The 17,996-nt window shown below is 63.0% G+C and carries 21 protein-coding genes and 2 tRNA genes; 8 read left to right on the top strand and 15 right to left on the bottom strand.

The window, feature by feature from the left end; translation table 11 throughout:
* Positions 1 to 77 precede the first annotated feature (77 nt).
* Both NKH95_RS31305 and NKH95_RS31300 read right to left on the bottom strand, forming a co-directional pair.
* A tRNA-Arg gene (locus NKH95_RS31305) sits at positions 78 to 154 on the bottom strand.
* A 45-nt stretch (positions 155 to 199) separates the two neighbouring features.
* Positions 200 to 505: an ETC complex I subunit gene (locus tag NKH95_RS31300; protein WP_023812590.1), complete on the bottom strand. Its 306-nt coding sequence runs from the start codon at positions 503 to 505 to the stop codon at positions 200 to 202.
* Positions 506 to 645: 140 nt separating this feature from the next.
* Between NKH95_RS31300 and NKH95_RS31295 the strand changes: the two genes are divergently transcribed.
* Together NKH95_RS31295 and NKH95_RS31290 are read left to right on the top strand one after the other, a co-directional pair.
* A tRNA-Pro gene (locus NKH95_RS31295) sits at positions 646 to 722 on the top strand.
* Between the two features lie 102 nt (positions 723 to 824).
* Positions 825 to 1,106: a hypothetical protein gene (locus NKH95_RS31290; protein ID WP_023812591.1), complete on the top strand. Its 282-nt coding sequence runs from the start codon at positions 825 to 827 to the stop codon at positions 1,104 to 1,106.
* A gap of 15 nt (positions 1,107 to 1,121) precedes the next feature.
* On the opposite strand, the gene hdaA is transcribed toward NKH95_RS31290, so the two are convergent.
* The 3 genes from hdaA to NKH95_RS31275 are packed head-to-tail and all read right to left on the bottom strand — an operon-like array spanning position 1,122 to position 3,559.
* Complete coding sequence (gene hdaA, locus NKH95_RS31285) at positions 1,122 to 1,826, bottom strand: DnaA regulatory inactivator HdaA (protein ID WP_023812592.1); 705 nt, start codon at positions 1,824 to 1,826, stop codon at positions 1,122 to 1,124.
* A gap of 1 nt (position 1,827) precedes the next feature.
* Positions 1,828 to 3,030 (bottom strand): AI-2E family transporter, encoded by a 1,203-nt coding sequence (locus NKH95_RS31280; RefSeq protein WP_023812593.1) that lies wholly within the window; start codon positions 3,028 to 3,030, stop codon positions 1,828 to 1,830.
* Positions 3,002 to 3,559: a CDP-alcohol phosphatidyltransferase family protein gene (locus NKH95_RS31275; protein ID WP_127289150.1), complete on the bottom strand. Its 558-nt coding sequence runs from the start codon at positions 3,557 to 3,559 to the stop codon at positions 3,002 to 3,004. The genes NKH95_RS31280 and NKH95_RS31275 overlap by 29 nt, the downstream gene beginning before the upstream one ends.
* 238 nt (positions 3,560 to 3,797) lie before the next feature.
* On the opposite strand from NKH95_RS31275, the gene purM reads away from it, so the two are divergent.
* From purM to NKH95_RS31260, 3 genes are all read left to right on the top strand, one after another.
* Positions 3,798 to 4,877, top strand: a complete 1,080-nt coding sequence (gene purM, locus NKH95_RS31270; protein WP_023812595.1) for a phosphoribosylformylglycinamidine cyclo-ligase — start codon at positions 3,798 to 3,800, stop codon at positions 4,875 to 4,877.
* Positions 4,874 to 5,587 (top strand): phosphoribosylglycinamide formyltransferase, encoded by a 714-nt coding sequence (purN, locus tag NKH95_RS31265; protein ID WP_023812596.1) that lies wholly within the window; start codon positions 4,874 to 4,876, stop codon positions 5,585 to 5,587. The genes purM and purN overlap by 4 nt, the downstream gene beginning before the upstream one ends.
* Positions 5,588 to 5,782: 195 nt before the next feature.
* Positions 5,783 to 6,289: a SixA phosphatase family protein gene (locus NKH95_RS31260; protein WP_023812597.1), complete on the top strand. Its 507-nt coding sequence runs from the start codon at positions 5,783 to 5,785 to the stop codon at positions 6,287 to 6,289.
* A 51-nt stretch (positions 6,290 to 6,340) separates the two neighbouring features.
* Here the strand turns inward: NKH95_RS31260 and NKH95_RS31255 are convergent, their stop codons facing one another.
* The 10 genes from NKH95_RS31255 to NKH95_RS31210 form a co-directional block, all read right to left on the bottom strand.
* Positions 6,341 to 6,574: a DUF680 domain-containing protein gene (locus NKH95_RS31255; RefSeq protein WP_023812598.1), complete on the bottom strand. Its 234-nt coding sequence runs from the start codon at positions 6,572 to 6,574 to the stop codon at positions 6,341 to 6,343.
* A gap of 411 nt (positions 6,575 to 6,985) precedes the next feature.
* Positions 6,986 to 7,213: a DUF680 domain-containing protein gene (locus NKH95_RS31250; RefSeq protein ID WP_023812599.1), complete on the bottom strand. Its 228-nt coding sequence runs from the start codon at positions 7,211 to 7,213 to the stop codon at positions 6,986 to 6,988.
* A 47-nt stretch (positions 7,214 to 7,260) separates the two neighbouring features.
* Entirely contained in the window at positions 7,261 to 7,464 is a 204-nt protein-coding gene (locus NKH95_RS31245) for a DUF680 domain-containing protein (RefSeq protein WP_128305364.1), read from the bottom strand.
* Between the two features lie 47 nt (positions 7,465 to 7,511).
* Positions 7,512 to 7,715: a DUF680 domain-containing protein gene (locus tag NKH95_RS31240; protein ID WP_128305363.1), complete on the bottom strand. Its 204-nt coding sequence runs from the start codon at positions 7,713 to 7,715 to the stop codon at positions 7,512 to 7,514.
* Positions 7,716 to 8,112: 397 nt separating this feature from the next.
* Entirely contained in the window at positions 8,113 to 8,892 is a 780-nt protein-coding gene (gene dapB, locus NKH95_RS31235) for a 4-hydroxy-tetrahydrodipicolinate reductase (protein WP_128305362.1), read from the bottom strand.
* Between the two features lie 19 nt (positions 8,893 to 8,911).
* A complete protein-coding gene (locus NKH95_RS31230) occupies positions 8,912 to 11,005 on the bottom strand; it encodes an ATP-dependent helicase (RefSeq protein ID WP_128305361.1) in 2,094 nt (697 codons plus the stop codon).
* An 89-nt stretch (positions 11,006 to 11,094) separates the two neighbouring features.
* On the bottom strand, positions 11,095 to 11,268 hold the full coding sequence (locus NKH95_RS31225; protein ID WP_023812604.1) for a hypothetical protein: 174 nt from the start codon (positions 11,266 to 11,268) through the stop codon (positions 11,095 to 11,097).
* A gap of 487 nt (positions 11,269 to 11,755) precedes the next feature.
* Entirely contained in the window at positions 11,756 to 12,928 is a 1,173-nt protein-coding gene (locus NKH95_RS31220; RefSeq protein WP_128305360.1) for a M20 aminoacylase family protein, read from the bottom strand.
* A gap of 18 nt (positions 12,929 to 12,946) precedes the next feature.
* Positions 12,947 to 14,167 (bottom strand): Zn-dependent hydrolase, encoded by a 1,221-nt coding sequence (locus NKH95_RS31215; protein ID WP_352894290.1) that lies wholly within the window; start codon positions 14,165 to 14,167, stop codon positions 12,947 to 12,949.
* A complete protein-coding gene (locus NKH95_RS31210; RefSeq protein WP_352894287.1) occupies positions 14,164 to 15,372 on the bottom strand; it encodes a diaminopropionate ammonia-lyase in 1,209 nt (402 codons plus the stop codon). Before NKH95_RS31210 ends, NKH95_RS31215 begins: the two co-directional genes overlap by 4 nt.
* Positions 15,373 to 15,475: 103 nt before the next feature.
* Here NKH95_RS31210 and NKH95_RS31205 point away from each other — a divergent pair, with 103 nt between their 5' ends.
* The 3 genes from NKH95_RS31205 to NKH95_RS31195 all read left to right on the top strand — a co-directional run bounded on the left by NKH95_RS31205 (position 15,476) and on the right by NKH95_RS31195 (position 17,991).
* Positions 15,476 to 15,955 carry an Lrp/AsnC family transcriptional regulator gene (locus NKH95_RS31205; protein ID WP_352894285.1) on the top strand — a complete coding sequence of 160 codons (480 nt, stop codon included), beginning with the start codon at positions 15,476 to 15,478 and terminating at the stop codon, positions 15,953 to 15,955.
* Between the two features lie 76 nt (positions 15,956 to 16,031).
* Entirely contained in the window at positions 16,032 to 17,174 is a 1,143-nt protein-coding gene (locus NKH95_RS31200) for a flavin-containing monooxygenase (RefSeq protein WP_023812609.1), read from the top strand.
* Positions 17,175 to 17,487: 313 nt separating this feature from the next.
* Entirely contained in the window at positions 17,488 to 17,991 is a 504-nt protein-coding gene (locus NKH95_RS31195; RefSeq protein WP_352894283.1) for a hypothetical protein, read from the top strand.
* The last annotated feature ends 5 nt before the right edge of the window (positions 17,992 to 17,996 follow it).

Raw genomic sequence — 17,996 nt, 5'->3', positions numbered from 1 at the left:
CCTGGTGACGCTCTCTGAAAGCCCATGTCTCCGGTATAAACCGCGACCTATGTGTCCGGAATGGACCCGAAAGGCTTTGGCGATCCCGACAGGATTCGAACCTGTGACCATCGGCTTAGAAGGCCGGTGCTCTATCCAGCTGAGCTACGGGACCGCTGGCCGGCCTTTGGACCGGCTGGATATTCTGGCGCTGGGCGGTTCAATGCGTCCAGGGCGTCCTGCGGTCATAGCGGAAATTCTCCGCATAGGAAATCTGGCGGCGCTTGGTCTCTTTCGGCTCTTCGACGCGGAAAGCGAGCCCTTGCTTTTCGGCGTAGGCCACCGCCTCTTCCCGCGTGTCGAAGCTAAGCCTGATCTGGCTTCTCATGTCTGCCGACGTCGTATAGCCCATCAGCGGATCGATCTTCTTGCGCGTCTCGGGATCGAATTCCAGCACCCAGTGGCCGGTCTTGGCCTTGCCGGACTGCATCGCGGTTTTGGCTGGGCTGAAAATGCGCGCGGACATGGCCACCTCGTTCTTGTGCAAGGCAGCATCGCCACCCTTCGCCCGTCATTACTGCGCAATGCGCACGGCGGCAAGGTTTTTGCTCTCGCGGGTTTTTGCACTTGCCATGCACCACCGAAATGAATAGGCAACAGACCGTTCGGAGTGTAGCGCAGCCTGGTAGCGCATCTGGTTTGGGACCAGAGGGTCGGGAGTTCGAATCTCTCCACTCCGACCATCCCCTCACAGCCCAATGCCCGGCGCAGCCATATGGTCACTTGCTCCGGCTCCGGTCGTGCATCCGGCAGCCGCGGGCCGGTTCGGCAAACAGGGGGTTCAGATGCTTGGAATCGATGCCTGGGTGTCGCTTTTCGGACCGGCCTACTTTGCCTATGCCGGCATCACCGTTCCGTTCATGGTGACGTGGGCAATTGCCTGCGCCGCGCTGGCGATGTGGAACAACCGTGAAAGCCGCAGACAGGCGAGGCAGGCCCCAGGCGCTGTCGTCTCCCGCTCCTGGCGTATCAGTATCGGAATGTTTGTGCTGGTCGCCGCCGGCTATATCGCCGCTCACTCTGCCGTCTACCTCGCGGTCCGTCATTTCGCCAGAATGTGGCTCTGAGACTGGCCTCTCAGGCTAAATCTCGAATTCGCCCTGCCCTTCGTCCATGGCGTTGACGGTTTCGGCTGCCAGCGCCCTGGTGATCGGCGTCTTGCGTTCGAGCGCGGTCCGGTCGAGCCGCTCAACCACGCGCATCGCTGTCGCCAGCGAGCGCTCGATACGGCGGACCAGATACTGCACGACATGCGGTTCGACCTCGATCTGACGGTCGGCGAAGAGTTTTGTGATGACGCCGGCGAGCAGGAGATCGTCGGGCTCATGAATTTCCACTGTCGCCGCTGCTTTCAGCCGTGAGGCGAGATCAGGCAGCGTGACGCCCCAGGCGGACGGGAAGCGGCGCGCCGTCAGGAGCAGCGTCGACCCGGCACCACGCACCGCATTGATCAGATGGAACAGGCCCTGTTCATCGACCGCGCCGGTATCGACATCGTCGATCAGCGCCGGCCGCGCGCCGAGATTGGCAATGCTGTCGCCGATGCGCCTGGCGTCGACCGCCACCGCATCGGCACGCGCGCGCCAGATCGAGGCCAGATGCGTCTTGCCCGAACCCGCGGGACCGGCCAGCACCACCACCGGCGATGGCCAGTCCGGCCAGCGGTCGACCAGCGCCACCGCCTGGTTGTTGGTGCCGGAGACGACGAGTTCGTCGCGCGAATAGCCGGTGCCATGGCCGAGATCGAGCGGCAACTGGCGTGGCGGGTCGGTTGGCTGGGCAGTCACTTCAGCGACGCGGTTGCGTGCGGTGGCCGCCGCCGCGATCGGCCGGAAGCTGCGGCACAGGTGCCGTGCCGCGGCCCTTGTAGAGCGGCGATTCGAGATAGCGGGCAATGGCGAACCGCACCAGCACGGCGACGGCCGCAGAAGCCGGCACCGCGATCAACAAGCCGACGAAGCCGAACAGCGCACCGAAGGCAAAAAGCGAAAACATCAGCCATACCGGGTGCAGGCCGACGCTTTTGCCGACCAGCCGCGGCTGCAGGATGTTGCCCTCGATGAACTGACCGATGAAGAACACGACCGCGACGGCGACGATCATCGTCCAGTCCGGCCAGAACTGGACGAAGGCGACGCCGACGGCCAGCACCAGCCCGGTCAGCGAGCCGACATAAGGGATGAAGGAAATCAGCCCGGCGAACAGGCCGATGAGGATGCCGAAATTCAGTCCGGTCAGCGTCAGCCCGGTGGCATAAATGGCGCCCAGCACCAGGCACAGCGTGCCTTGGCCGCGCACGAAGCCGGCTGTGGCGGTGTTGATGTCACGCGCGATGGCGCGCACGGTCGCGACGTTGTCGCGCGGCACCCAACCGTCGATGACCGCCACCATGCGGTCCCAGTCGAGCAGCATGTAGAAGGCGACCACCGGCGTCACCACGAACAGGCTGACCACCGAGACCAGCGCCATGCCGGAACTCCACAGTGAGGTGAAGACGGTGGTGATCAGGCCGAAGCCCGAGGTCAGCAGCGAATTCAGCCCGTCGCGCAAGCTATTGGCGTTGACGCCGAACTTCTGTTCCAGCCATTTCGGATCGAACGAGGTGATCAGGCTTTGCAGCCGGGTCAGATATTCCGGCAATTTGCCGGCGAAATCGGCCATCTGCGTGGCCAGAACGGGGATGAGGATGACGAAGGCCAGCACCAGCACGATGAGGAAGGTGATGAGGATGACCACCGTCGCCATGAAACGGGACAGGCCGAGCCGCTGCAGCCGGTCGGCAACGGGATCGAGGAAATAGGCAAGCACCATGCCGGCGACGAAGGGCAGCAGGATCGCGCTGAAAACATAGAGGAAAAGCGCCAGCAGCGCGGCGCCGGCCAGCCAGAAGAAGATCTGGCGGCGAAAGGTCGCGGACGCGGCGGTGTCGGCGGCCGCGGCCTCGATCGCTGCCGCTTCTGTCTCAGATGTCCGGAGTGGAGCCTTCGCCATAGCCGCTCATGTGCCTCAGCCAAGTCACGAGATAGGCTGCGGCCGAAGCCACGGTCAAGACCCCGGACAGCAATATGAGAACTGACCTCAGCGGGTCGAGGTGAACGGCAAGGGCAAGTTCTCCCAGCACAAGCGCGGCCAGCACGATCTGGATCGCGGTGTTGGCCTTCGACACGAACAACGGTTTCATCTCGACCGGATGGGTCATGACGGCGGACAACACCACCGCGCAGACGATCAACGCGTCGCGCGACACCATGATGACGACAAGCCACAGCGGCAATTGCCCGATGAAGCTCATGACAACGAACACCGAAACCAGCAGCAGCTTGTCGGCCACCGGGTCGAGATAGGCGCCGAGGGTGGATTGCTGGTTGAAACGGCGGGCGATGAACCCGTCGACGCCGTCGGAAATACCGGCGACGAGGAACCCGGCAAAAGCCCAGTCCCAGCGCGCCTGCAGCATCGCCAGCACCACCGCCGGCACCAGGACAAGGCGCAGGATGGTGATCAGGTTGGGGATGGTCAAATGCTTGGCACCTCCTCTTGGTCGGAGATAGATGATGAAGATGGCGGGTGGCAACAAGGGAGAAGCTGCCGATCTCCCCGCATGGGAGAGCGGTTTTCAGCCCGGCTTTCGCCAATCACGAGCCCCTACGCGCGCCCTGTCCACGGTTTTGTAGGTCGAGATGGCCGTTATCCTTGCGGACAGAAACCGTTCATGCGAAGAGCCCGCGACAAGGAAAATTGTTGAACGGGCACCAGAAATGAGCAAGCGCGACGTGAACAAGCGCAAGAACGGGCTCACCTATGCCGCGGCCGGTGTCGATATCGATGCCGGCAATCTCATGGTCGAGAAGATCAAGCCGCTGGTGCGCGCGACGCGCCGGCCGGGCGCCGATGGTGAGATCGGCGGTTTCGGAGGCCTGTTCGACCTCAAGGCCGCGGGCTTTACCGACCCGGTGCTGGTGGCGGCCAATGACGGCGTCGGCACCAAGCTCAAGATCGCCATCGATGCCGGCAAGCACGACACAATCGGCATCGACCTCGTCGCCATGTGCGTCAACGACATCGTCGTGCAAGGTGCCGAACCGCTGTTCTTCCTCGACTATTTCGCCACCGGCAAGCTCGATCCCGACCAGGGTGCCGCGATCGTCGGCGGCATTGCCGAGGGCTGCCGCCAGGCCGGCTGCGCGCTGATCGGCGGCGAGACGGCCGAGATGCCCGGCATGTATCACGGCAATGATTACGACCTGGCCGGCTTTGCGGTGGGCGCCGCCGAACGCGGCCAATTGCTGCCCACCGACGATATTGTCGAAGGCGACGTGCTGCTGGGCCTGGCTTCCTCTGGCTTGCACTCGAACGGATATTCGCTGGTGCGCCGCATCGTCGCCGTCAGCGGTCTGTCGTGGAGCGATCCGGCGCCGTTCAACGACGAGGCCACGCTGGCCGAGGCGCTGCTCGAGCCGACCCGCATCTACGTCAAGTCGATTCTCAAGGCGATCCGCAACACGCATGGTATCAAGGCGCTCGCCCACATCACCGGCGGCGGCTTCCCGGAAAACATCCCGCGCGTGCTGCCCAAGGATTTTTCGGCCGAACTCGACCTCGAGGCGATCGACGTTCCTGCCGTGTTTTCGTGGCTGGCCAAGACCGGCGGCGTGGCGCCGGAAGAGATGATGCGCACTTTCAATTGCGGCATCGGCATGATTCTGGCCGTCGCATCCGGCCAGGCAGCACAGGTCGCCGCCGTGCTGCAGGAGGCCGGCGAGACGGTGACGCCGATCGGCCGCATCGTGCCGCGCCGCGACGCCGGGGTCATCTATCGGGGCTCGATCGGCCTATGAGCGCGCAGAGGAAACGCACCGTTGTCCTGATCTCGGGACGCGGCTCCAACATGACCGCGCTGATTGCCGCGGCCAGCGACCCGGCGTTCCCGGCCGAGATCGTCGGTGTCATTTCCGACAAGGCGGATGCCGCCGGGCTCGGCATCGCCAGGGCGCGCGGCATCGCCACGCAGGTCGTCTCGCGTGCCGACCATGGCAGCAAGCAGGCGCATGACGCGGCAATAGACGCGGCGCTCGCGGCCTTCAACGCCGAGATCGTGGCGCTGGCCGGCTATATGCGCATCCTCACCCCCGGCTTCGTCCAGAGATGGCAGGGCCGCATGATCAACATCCACCCTGCCCTGCTGCCGGCGTTCAAGGGGCTCGACACCCATGTGCGCGCACTGGCCGCCGGCATCCGCATCCATGGCTGCACCGTGCACTTCGTCACCTCCGAGATGGACGACGGTCCGATCATCGCACAGGCGGCCGTACCGGTGATGGTCGGCGACACCGCCGATACATTGGCAGCCCGCGTGCTGAAGACCGAACACCGGCTCTATCCGCTGGCGCTGGGACTGGTTGCCGAAGGCAAGGCGCGCATGGAGGCCGGCCGCACCGTGCTTGCCCACTTTGCCGACGATGCCGACAACGGCACCTCGGTGGTGATGGCCCCGGATCCGCTGCGCGAGGAAGCCGACCTCGAGCATCTGGCGCGCATCACGCCTTGAACCTAGATCGGGAATGACAACGGCACTTAGCCTGGAACCGCCAAATCAGACTCGGTGCCAGGCCGAAACGGACCGGCTGCGCAGAGCTTGGCTGGAAGGATTGGAAAGCGGCCCGTTAGATCCCTTCGACATTGAAGCGATCAAACAAAAGGCCCGCACTCGTCTGACCAGTCTCCCTGGTCCTGACCGACATCGATGAGACAACTACTCCTCCTCCGTCACGCCAAATCGAGCTGGGACGACCCTGATCTCGATGATTTCGACCGGCCTTTGGCCGAACGCGGGGTTAAGGCGGCGTGCTTGATGGGACGCGAGCTTGCGGCGCGCGGCTGGCTGCCGGACCTGGCGCTGGTGTCGCCGGCACTGCGCACCCGCGACACCTGGCGGCTTGTGGCGGCGGAGCTGCCCGTGCCACCCCGGATCGCATTCAAGGCGCTGTACGATGCTTCAGCGGCGGACATTCTGAGCCAGATTGGTCAAACCGACGCTTCAAGCGGCAGCTTGCTGGTAATTGGCCACAATCCGGGCCTGGAACATTTGGCCAGACAGCTTGCCGGGCCGGGGTCAGACGCCAAGGCGCTCAAGAGACTTGAGGAGAAATTCCCGACGGCAGCCCTGGCCCGGGTGGTCTTCGAAGGCGATTGGTCCGTCGTGTCCCCCGCCCGGTTGACACATTGCCTGCGGCCGAAGGACCTTGGCTAGCGTCCATGGCAGGTGCGGCAGGCCAAGCCCACCGCACGCCCGCTTGAGCCGTCAGTTTCCCCAGTTGCCCTGGCCGGATTCCGGCTGGACCGAATCGGGCCTCAGCGTGAGGTCGCGGTGCTTGACCAGCCTGTGGGTCGAAGCCGTGTAACTGTGGTCGACATTGACCGCGCGCGAGGTGACGGCCGGCTGATTGACATTGTCCGAACCATAGTTGTCGCTGCCGGCATAAGCGGTGCCAGTGGCAACGAGGATGGCGGCGGCGGTAAGAGCGATCCTGGTCATTTTATTTACTCCGGTATTCCTGTTCCTGTCCGTCTAGTGGCGTGCCCTTGGGAGGAATTTCGCGTCGCTCGGACAGCCTCGATCTGGGTTTTTCGTGCGCCGACTTCCAATCACGAAGACGTTCCCTCACGCGCGAAATCCGGACCTCGAACGTGGGCCAAGGTGTTGAGCTCACCCTGTTTTATCAATTGATCTCAAACGCTTATAAGGGGGATACCTGACGCACGGTGCGGCGGTTCGTCGAGCCAGCGCTCGCCATCCGTTCACGATTCGTCAACATAAATTGAACCAGTTGGTTCGATTACGATCGGCGCCCGACACTGGCGCCGTCGGCCGAAGTCCTGCTCATGCATAAAAAACAAGAGCGGCGGGCAAAGCCCACCGCTCTTTGTGGTCGCAGACTTCAGAAAATCAACGACCCCAGATGCCCTGGCCCGACTGAGCCGGCACGTTGGCATTGGCATCACCCTGCGTCTTCACGGACTTCGGGATCGAGCCGGTGTGCGTGGTGTCGATGTTGGACACGGACTGGTTCGCAACCGGCTGGTTGGCATTGTAAGAGCCGTAATTGTCGCTGCCGGCAAAAGCGGTGCCCGTGGCAACGAGGATGGCGGCGGCGGTGAGTGCGATCTTGGTCATTTTATTTACTCCTGAATTCAAGATTGGGTTGATAGCGGCAGTCGCGATTAGCGACCGAAGAGATTGCGGTCAGCGCCCTGCGAAGCGGGGGCCTGGACGGTCTGCGTCGACTTCGAGACCGAAGCGGTGACTGAATGGTCGACAGTGACGGCAGGCTGATTGGCGTTGGCCGAGCCATAGTTGTCGCTGCCGGCAAAAGCAGTGCCCGTGGCGACGAGGATGGCGGCGGCGGTAAGAGCGATCTTGGTCATTTTATTTACTCCTGAATTCAAGATTGGGTTGATATCGGCAGTCGCGATTAGCGGCCGAAGAGATTGCGGTCAGCGCCCTGCGAAGCGGGGGCCTGGACGGTCTGTGTCACCTTCGAGGTCGAAGCGGTGACCGAATGGTCGACAGTGACGGCAGGCTGATTGGCGTTGGCCGAGCCATAGTTGTCGCTGCCGGCAAAAGCAGTGCTCGTGGCAACGAGGATGGCGGCGGCGGTAAGAGCGATCTTGGTCATTTTATTTACTCCAGTATTTCTTTGTTCTGTCCGTCTAGGGGCGTGCCCTTGGGAGGAATTTCGCGTCACTCGGACCACCCCGAGATGGGCTTGCCCTGCCGCGGATTCCAATCACGAAGATGTTCCCCCGCGGCTCGAATTCGGACCTTGAAATTTGGCACAGGGCCTCGGTGGTCATAATTTTACTGTTCGAAATCAAATCGTTAGTGAGATTCTTCTCCCACCATACGAGGCCGACAACCAAGCCAGCGTTCACCATCTGCTATACAGTCCGTCAACAGAAATCGAACCGAACGGTTCGGTTTGAAGAGACCTGACCCCTCCAGCATTCTTTTTTACGGTGCGGAGGCGGACGAGATATGGGTGCGTACGTCCAACCGGGACGACAAACCGGCCGCTACAGGCCGGTCATGCCCAGCACGTCGCGCATGTCATATTCGCCGGGCGGACGTCCAGCCACCCAGAGTGCGGCGGCGATGGCGCCGCGGGCGAACATGATGCGGTCGCCGGCTGCATGCGACAAGGTTAAGGTCTCGCCCTCGGCGCAGAAGCTGACGCTGTGTTCCCCGACGATGCTGCCGCCACGCAGTACCGCAAAGCCGATCTCGCCGGTCGGCCGCGAGCCCATGACGCCGTCGCGTGCACGCCTTGCGACCGTGTCCAGATCGATGCCGCGTCCGCCGGCTGCGGCATGCCCCAGCATCAACGCCGTTCCCGATGGCGCATCGACCTTGTGGCGATGATGCGCCTCGATAATCTCCACGTCCCAGTCATCGGGATCGAGTGCCCGCGCGGCCTGCTCGACCAGTCCGATCAACATGTTGAGCCCGAGCGAAAAGCTGCCGGAGCGCACGATGGCAATTGTTTTCGCGGCGTCGGCGATCGCAGCCGAATCATCAGCATCGAAGCCCGTTGAGCCGATGACCAGGGCCGGCCCGCCGCGTTCGGCGCAAATGCTGGCCAGATCAGCCGAGGCAGCCGGCGTGGTAAAGTCGATGACCACGTCGGCCACGGCAAGCGCCTCGTCGCGGCTCACCAGCCCTTCGCCGATACTGCCCGGCCGGTGGAAGCGGGCGGCGAGCGCCAGCCGCGCGTCGCCCTGCACGGCCGCCGCCATCTCGCGGCCCATGCGGCCCAGCGCACCCGCGATGGCGACCCTGACCGGTGGTTTCGACATGGCGCTATCCCGCGGCTATTTATTTCCACATGCCGCGCATGCGCGCGCCGATGTCGACGCGCACCTCCGGCCGGGCCGCCCTGCCCTGTGCCGCTTGCGCGGTCGGCCACGATACCTGCTGGAACGCGGCAAGGATCGAAGCCGGGATGAAGCGGGTGCGCGAGGCATAGAGATGGCGGTCGCCGCGCGCCGCCTGGCCGTGCGGAAAGAAGCGTTGCGGCATGACCAGGTTGAGATTGTCCTTGGCCCGCGTCATCGCCACGTAGAGCAGCCGGCGCTCCTCCTCGATGTCCTCCTTGGTGCCGACGCCGAGATCGGCCGGGATACAGCCGTCGACCGTGTTGAGCACGAAGACGTTCTTCCATTCCTGGCCCTTGGCCGAATGGATGGTCGACAGGATCAGATAGTCCTCGTCGCGATGCGGCGGCCCGGCCTGGTCACTGGTGGCGTCCGGCGGGTCGAGCGTCAGTTCGGTGAGGAAGCGCTCGCGCGAGGCATAGCCCGAGCCGATCTGCTCGAGCTGCAACAGGTCGGCGCGCCGCGTCGTCGCATCTTCGTGGATGCGCTCCAGATGTGGCTCATACCACAGCCTGATCTGTTCGAGGTCGGCAGGCCATTTGGCGCCGGCGCGCAGGCCGGAATAGAGCGAGACGAAGCCCGGCCAGTCATCCGCCGCGCGTTGCGGCGGACGCCAGCCGGCCAGCCCCATGGCCTCGTCCAGCGCCGTCGTCATGGTCTCGACGATCTGCGCGGCAGCCGAAGGGCCGATGCCTGGCATCAGCTGCAGCACGCGGAAGCCGGCGACGCGGTCGCGCGGGTTCTCGGCGAAGCGCAGCACCGCCAGCACGTCCTTGACATGGGCTGCATCGAGGAATTTCAGCCCGCCGAACTTGACGAAGGGAATGTTGCGCCGCGTCAGCTCGATCTCCAGCGGGCCGCTGTGGTGCGAGGCGCGAAACAGCACCGCCTGCGATTTCAGTGCCGTGCCGGCCTCGCGCTCGGCCAGGATGGTATCGCAGACGAAATTGGCCTGCTCGACCTCGTCGCGCACGCTCACCAGTTTTGGCCTGTCGGTCGACTTGCGCTCCGACCACAGGTTTTTGGTGAAGCGCTCCGAGGCTTCGCCGATCACCGCATTGGCGGCCTCCAGGATGGTTTCGGTCGAGCGGTAATTGCGCTCCAGCATCACGACGTCGGCGGCTTGCGCGAACTGGTTGGGGAAGTCGAGGATGTTGCGCACCTCGGCGGCACGGAACGAATAGATCGACTGTGCATCGTCGCCCACCACCGTCAGCCCGGCGCCGTCGGGTTTCAGTGCCATCAGGATCGAAGCCTGCAAGCGGTTGGTGTCCTGGTATTCGTCGACCAGCACATGGTCGAAACGCCCGCCCAGATGCGCCGCCATCTCGGGCTCCGCCGCCATCTGCGCCCAGTAGAGCAGCAAATCGTCGTAATCGAGCACGTTCTGTGCCTGCTTGGCCTCGACATAACCGGCGAACAATTCTTTCAGTTGCTCCGCCCAGCCGGCGCACCAGGGAAAGGCAGAACCCAAGACCTCGTTGAGCGGCGCCTGTGCGTTGACGGCGCGCGAATAGATGGCAAGGCAGGTTCCCTTGGTGGGGAAGCGCGCTTCCGTCTTCGAGAAGCCGAGTTCGTGGCGGACCAGGTTCATCAGGTCGGCGGAATCCTCGCGATCATGGATGGTGAAGGCAGGGTCGAGGCCGATCTCCAGCGCATAGTCGCGAAGCAGCCGCGCGCCGATGCCGTGAAAGGTTCCCGCCCAGGTCAGCGCATCGGTGAGGACAGCTGCATCGCGGCCGAGCACTTCGCCGGCGATACGCTCGACGCGCCTGGCCATTTCGGACGCGGCGCGGCGCGAGAAAGTCATCAGCAGGATGCGGCGCGGGTCGGCCCCCTTGACGACCAAATGGGCGACGCGGTGAGCCAGCGTGTTGGTCTTGCCCGAACCCGCGCCGGCAATGACCAGCAGCGGACCGGCTATTTGGCCGTCGCCGTGCTCGACTGCCTGGCGCTGGGCATCGTTGAGCCGGGCGAGATAGGCAGGCTGGACGGTCGGGGCCCGAAAGGTCGAATCAGCAGTGGCGAGGTTCATCGCCCATCAAGCATCGTTTCTGCTTTGTTCGCAACGTCGATGCGAGGCTGGCCTCGTGCTCGACAGGCCGAAGCGTGACGTCCGTGTCTTTAGCGTTGCGGATCGACACCCATGTCGGCCGACTGCCGCCGCAAGGTCTCGCGATCATATTGCGACGGCGGCAACAGCAGCGGGTCGACCGTATCGGGCACGTTTTCGACCATCTTCCTGGCGATACGATAGGTGACATAGGCGAAGGCGCCGACGACGAGCAGACGGAACATGGTGCAACACTCCTTTGGAGCAGAACCAACCGGGGAAACCGCCTTTGGTTCCCTTGCCAATCGTCCACGCGCGCAGTCGAAGATGGAGGACGGCTATGGGTTTCGCCAGCGCTTTCCCGATGCATTCTCGGGGCACCGGAGGCGGAACTTGGCGTTTGCGGGGCTCGTGTCCTGCCGCATGCCGCTGTGGCGTCCCGGACAGGCTTTTGGGGAAGAAGGCCGGCGCCGCTTGGGAGGAGGAATGAAGCGCCGGCCAAGCGGATAATGAGGTCCGCCGCACAGGTGAGGCTAGCTGAGTCTTTCCCCTGCGTCATTGGGGGATTATCTTTGTTAAAAACGTACCGATGCGCACGGCCCTATCGGTCGCCGGTCCGTCACAAGCTTGTCTTGACCATCATCCCCGCAATCTCAATAAACTCCGGAGCTGGTTGGCAATAGCGGTGGTGTTTGGGCTAGCGGCGAGCGCGGCCTGGGGATCAAAACTCGATCATCTTCCCGCCTCGCCACTCAGCCTTTGCCTGACCACGGCGACATGGAAGTCCGTGCCGAACAACAGCCCCTCATCGTTGAAGTCGTAGCTGGAATTGTGCAACGGCGCGGAAGCCTCGCCATTGCCGAGGAAGACGAAGCAACCCGGCACATGGTCGAGGAAGCGGGCGAAATCCTCGGAGGCGGTCATCGGCTCGCGGGCGACGGCGATGTTGCCGGGTTCGAAGACGTGCCTTGCGGCGGCAAATGCCGCATCGACCAGTTCGGAATCGTTGCGCAGCGGCACGAACTCCCTGCTGTACTTGACCTCGGCGGTGACATTGTAGGCGACGGCGATGCCCTCGGCGATGATGCGCATTTGCCGCTCGATCTCGGCGCTGACCTCGGGCCGGAAGCTGCGCGCATCGCCGAGGATGCGGGCAAGGCCGGGCAGAGCGTTGCGGGTGCCGTCGGTGATCAGCTCGGTCACCGAAACCACCGATATGTCGGCCGGGCTCAGCCGGCGCGAGACGATGGTCTGCAGATTGGTGACCAGCGCGCAGGCGGCGACCAGCGTCTCGTTGCCCGCATGCGGTCGCGCGGCATGACCGCCGAGCCCTTTAAGCACGATCTCGAAGATATCCTCGGCCGACATTATGGGGCCGGCACGGGTCTCGAAATGCCCGATCGGCAGGCCGGGCATGTTGTGCAGGCCGAAGATCTCGTCGAAGGGAAAGCGCTGCATCAGCCCATCGTCGAGCATGGCGAGCGCGCCCCTGCCCCATTCCTCGGCTGGCTGGAAGACGAAGCGCACGGTGCCGTCGAAACCGCCCTCACCTGCCAGCAGCTTTGCCGCGCCGAGCAGCATGGTTGTGTGGCCGTCATGGCCGCAGGCATGCATGATGCCAGGGTTGCAGGAACGGTAGGATGCGTCCGACTGCTCTGATATGCGCAACGCATCCATGTCGGCCCTGAGCGCAATCGCCCGGTTGCCGCTGCCGCGCTTCAGCGTGCCGACGACGCCGGTGCCGCCGACACCTTCGGTGACATCGTCGAGGCCGAACTCACGCAGTTTGGCGGCGACGAAGGCCGCGGTGCGCTTCTCCTCGAAGCCGAATTCCGGGTGAGCGTGCAAATCGCGCCGCCAGAAAATCATCTCCTGCTTCAGCGCGTCACGATCCAGTTCAGACATTCTTCTGCCCCTCCTGACCTACTTTGCCAGTTGCGCGGCCACATCAAGCAGGATGTTGGCACCGGCAACAAGCTCGGCGTCATCGGTGTGCTCGCGCGGACTGTGGCTGATGCCGCCGGTGCTCGGCACGAAGATCATCGCTGCCGGTGCGATGCGCGCCAGCATCTGTGCATCGTGGCCGGCGCCGGACGTCATGCGCCGGACGCCGAGGCCACGGTTCTTCGCGGCGGCCTCGATCAGCTCGACGATGCGAAGGTCGAAGATCACCGGCTCGAAGCGGGCCAGCTGCTCTACCGAAACCGTCAGGTTCTCGGTGGCAAGCTGCTCGAGATAGGCGGCAAGCGCCGCCTCCTCCGCCTGCAGGCGCTGTTCGTCGGGATCGCGCAGATCGATGGTGAAGACGGCGCGTGAGGGAATGACGTTGATGGCATTCGGCTCGAAGCGGATCGTACCCACGGTCGCCACCGTCGGCGCGTTCGAGGCTTTGATCCGGTCGAGCAGGAAGGTGATGGTCCGGGCGGCGGCATGGCCGGCATCGTTGCGCATCGACATCGGCGTGGTGCCGGCATGATTGGCGACGCCGTCGATGGTGATACGCTGCCAGGAGATGCCTTGCAGATTCTCCACCGCGCCGATCGGCACGCTTTCACGCTCCAGCACCGGCCCCTGTTCGATATGCAGTTCGAGATAAGCATGCGGTTTGAGGAACCCGGGTTCCCGGTCGCCGGCATAGCCGATGCGGGCGAGCTCCTGGCCCAGCACGCTGCCGTCGGTGCCGACAGCGGCCAGCACCGTTTCGGCATCGATGCCGCCGGCATGGACCAGCGAGCCCATCATGTCGGGGGTGTAGCGCACGCCCTCTTCATTGGTGAAAGCGGCGACCGCGACCGGACGCGACGGCGAAAAGCCTGATGCCTTGAGCGTCTCGATCACCTCCAGCCCGGCAAGCACGCCATAACAGCCGTCATAGATGCCCGCATCGATGACAGTGTCGATGTGCGAGCCGATGAGCAGCGGCGCCTGCTCCCTGTCCGGGCTTTGCCAGATGCCGAAAATATTGCCGACCCGGTCGATGGCGACATCGAGCCCTGCCTGCCGCAGCCAGCCGACGAAGAGATCGCGGCCCTGCTTGTCGGTGTCGGAGGCGGCCAGCCGGATCAGCCTGCCCTCGCCGTCGCGACCGACGGCACCGAGTTCGCGGATACGGCCAAGCAGGCGCTGTGCATCGATCGCGGTCATGCCGTTGCCTCGGCTTTCATCTTGCCTTCCAGCACATCGGCCGGGCTCATGCCAACCAGCTCGGCATAGCGATGCGGGTCGGTGGCACCTTCGGTGTTGATCACCAGCACCCGCGATTTGCCGTCCAGTCCAAGCTCGGTCGGGTTATCGGCCATCGCCCGGATCAGCCCGGCAAGACCAACACCGCCGCTTTCGCCGGCGACGATCACCGGATCCCCGGCGTCCGGCCGGGCCAGCCGCCGCATCACCGCGACGGCGTCGGCCTCATCCACCGTCATGAAGGCATCGGCGGCGCGCGCCAGCACCCGCCAGGCGACCGGAGAGGCCTCGTAGCATTCGAGCATGGCCATCACCGTCGGCCGGCCATGCGCGACCTTGACCGGGCGCCCGGCCTGGGCGGCTGCAAAGACACAGGCGGCACGCGCCGGCTCGACCACGATGAAGGTCGGCCTGGCGTCACCGAGCACGATGGCAAGATGTCCGGCCAGCGCGGCGGCAATGCCACCGACACCGGCCTGCACGAAGACGTGGGTCGGCGTCCGAGGGAGTTGGCGCAAGGCCTCGCGCACAATCGCCGTATAGCCCTGCATCACAAGGCCGGGAATGCGCTCGTAGCCGGGCCACGAGGTGTCGGAGACTACGGTCCAGCCCTTGTCGGCCGAAACCTGAGCGGCTTGCCTGACCGAATCATCATAATTGCCGTCGATGCGGATCATCTCGGCGCCATAGCGGGCGATCGCCGAGATGCGCTCCTCGCTGACCCCGGCGTGGACGAAGATCGCCGCCCGCGCACCGAGGAATTGCGCGCCTTGCGCGACGGAGCGGCCATGGTTGCCGTCGGTCGCACAGGCAAATGTCATCGCCGCGGCGACGGCCCGCACATCAGAGCGATCGAGATCGGCCACGTCGACGGGGCGACCAAGCCGGCTGCCTGCCTCCTCCAGCACCAGCCGGAAGACGGCATAGGCGCCGCCAAGCGCCTTGAAGCTGCCAAGGCCGAGGCGAAAGCCCTCATCCTTGATGTGAACGGCGCCAAGTCCGAATTCGGCGGCGAGCGCCGGCAGCGCATGCAGCGGCGTCATCAGGTGATTGTCGCGATGGCTGAGAAAACGCTCGACCGTGTCGGCGCCGGCCACGCCAAGGGTTTCGGCATCGGCCGGATCGAGTGGCAGGCGATGCAGAGTATTGCGGTTGAGCACGAACACTGGCGGCCTCCTTGGCATTCAGCGAGAATATATTGCAGCATCGGCGCAAGGAGCGCTGTAATATGGTCTCCCGAATGCAAATTTGTTTCGTCAGGAATATTCATTGCCTGCAATCCCGCCCTCGCTCGACAGTTTCGATCTCGCCATCCTTGCCATCCTGCAGCGCGACAACACGACGCCGCAGCGGCTGATCGGCGAAGCTGTGAACCTGTCGGCGCCGGCGGTGCAGCGCCGCATCAAGCGCATGGAGCAGACCGGCGTCATCGCCGGCAATGTCGCGGTGATCGAGCCGGCGGCGGTCGGCCAGCCGATCACCATCTTCGTCGAGGTGGAACTCGAGAGCGAACGCGCCGAACTGATCGACGCGGCCAAGCGGCAATTCTCGGCGACCCCTGAAATCCAGCAATGCTACTATGTCACCGGCGAGGCCGATTTCATCCTGCTCATCACCGTGGCCGACATGGGCGCTTATGAAGCGCTGACGCGAAAACTGTTCTTCGACAGCAACAATGTCCGCAAGTTCCGCACGTTTGTTGCGATGGACAGGGTCAAGGTCGGGTTGACGGTGCCCTTGCCCGGCTGAGCGTTGCAGGCATGGCAGGCTCCGGCTGCCATGCTTTTGCCATTCTCCGGAAGCGAATTTGTCGGGGGAGGCGCGCTTGGACGACACCACACCAGTTGCGATTATCGGTGCCGGGCCGGCGGGCCTGGCCATTGCCGCGTGCCTGCGGCAGGCAGGGCAGGATTTCGTCCTGCTCGAAAAAGAGGAGCAGGCCGCACCCGCGTGGCGACGCCACTATGAGCGCGTCCATTTGCACACGACCAAACGCTATTCGTCTCTGCCCTTCGTGCCCTTTCCCAGGGAGTATCCGCGCTATGTGCCGCGCGATCTGTTCGCTTCATATCTCGATGCCTACGCGCAACGCTTCGATCTGCGGCCCAGATTTGGAGAAACGGTGCGGGCGATCAGCCGGCGAGGCAGAAGCTGGCTCGTGGACACGACAACCGGCCCCCTGCACGCTTCAAACGTGGTGATCGCGTCGGGCAACAACGCGGAGCCGCTGATGCCCGGATTTGCCGGCGCCGATGCCTTCAGGGGCAAAAGGCTGCATAGCGCCGACTATCTCAACGCCATGCCTTTTGCCGGCCAGTCGGTTCTGATCGTCGGCATGGGCAACACCGGCGCCGAGATTGCGCTCGATCTGGTGGAAGGCGGTGCGCGACCGACGATTTCGGTGCGCGGCGGCGTCCATATCGTGCCGCGCGAGCTGCTCGGCGTGCCCATCCAGATGATCGGCATGGCGGCTCGCCTGATGCCGCAACGCATCAACGATGCCTTGTTCCCCATCATTCTCGATCTGGCGTTGGGCAGGCTGGGGAAATATGGGCTGAAGCGGCCGCGGCAAGGAATGCTGCAGCAGATCGCGCTCTCGTCGCGCATCCCGACGATCGATATCGGTACGGTCGGCAAGATCCGCGAAGGCGCGATCAAGGTCACACCCGATATTGCCGAGATCACCGAACAAGGCACCCGTTTTGTCGATGGCAAGCATGGCGCGTTCGATGCGATCATCTTCGCCACCGGTTTCCGGCCGGGCTATGCCAGATTGCTGGAGCCCGGCGTCCAGCCAGGCGGTAGCGGCGTCAATGCGAGGGCTTCGGACCTCGGTCTTTATCTGATTGGGTTTCACAATCCGGTCACCGGATTGCTGCGCGAAATCTCGATCGAGGCAGAGCAGATCGCCGACGACATCAGCCTCCGACGAGACCGAAACAAGGCGGCTGAAATCCTGCCGGTTTGATCTGCGGTCTGCCTATCCCAGCGCAGTCGTCAGCATCATGCTGGCAATCTCCTTCGTCAGCTTGGCGGCGACAAGCGCCATCGTGTTTTAGAGATCCTGGTTTGGGGCGGGGGCGGCCCTAGCTGGAGCCGGATTTACGGTCGAATGGGAAAAACGCCAGCCACGGCCGGAAGAGCCAGAATGTTGGGTGATGGTGGTGAGATGACGCAAAGCCCGCTAAAGGGTGTTGCAAAGCTCTGGTACAAAATCGTAGCTTTAAATTGGGAGTTTATGCGAAACCTCTTATTTGGTAAAAGAGAGCAAGCGGCGCTTCATGAAATCTCCCAGATATAGCAATTTCCTAAGAATTTTAGTCCTCCCTAGAATGGTTGGGGATTTTAAATATGAGACATTAGAAAAAGATCTCTTCTTTAAAATTTCTGATTCGAATGAAAAACACGGCAACCTGGTAAGCAGTGTGCTTTTAGACAAAGTTAACAAGAAATTCTGGATTGAAGCTGGAGTATACAGAAACATAACAACATTTAAGGCACAGTTTATTGAAGGCAACAATGGTAATTTTATACGTGGCTCATTTACTAATAGTGGGACATTGATATCATACCCTATTTTAATTTTAGCCTTTTTTGGATGGGTATATTTCCTAGTAACCAATGAAAATGGGGCCAATATGTTTTTCTACCTCATATTTTTTGCGGTTTTCCACCTAATAATTTCGATTTCATTCAACAACCAAATAAAAAATATTCTAATATTTCTTGAAAATGAACTTCACGTGCATCCATCCCAAAGCGAAATTATTTCGAATCCCTCCTAACTTCC

Source organism: Mesorhizobium sp. M0848 (genome assembly GCF_040319805.1).
In the GTDB taxonomy this organism is placed as follows: domain Bacteria; phylum Pseudomonadota; class Alphaproteobacteria; order Rhizobiales; family Rhizobiaceae; genus Mesorhizobium.
Note: the sequence above shows the minus strand (reverse complement) of the source record. Positions and strands in the feature narration are given on the sequence as shown.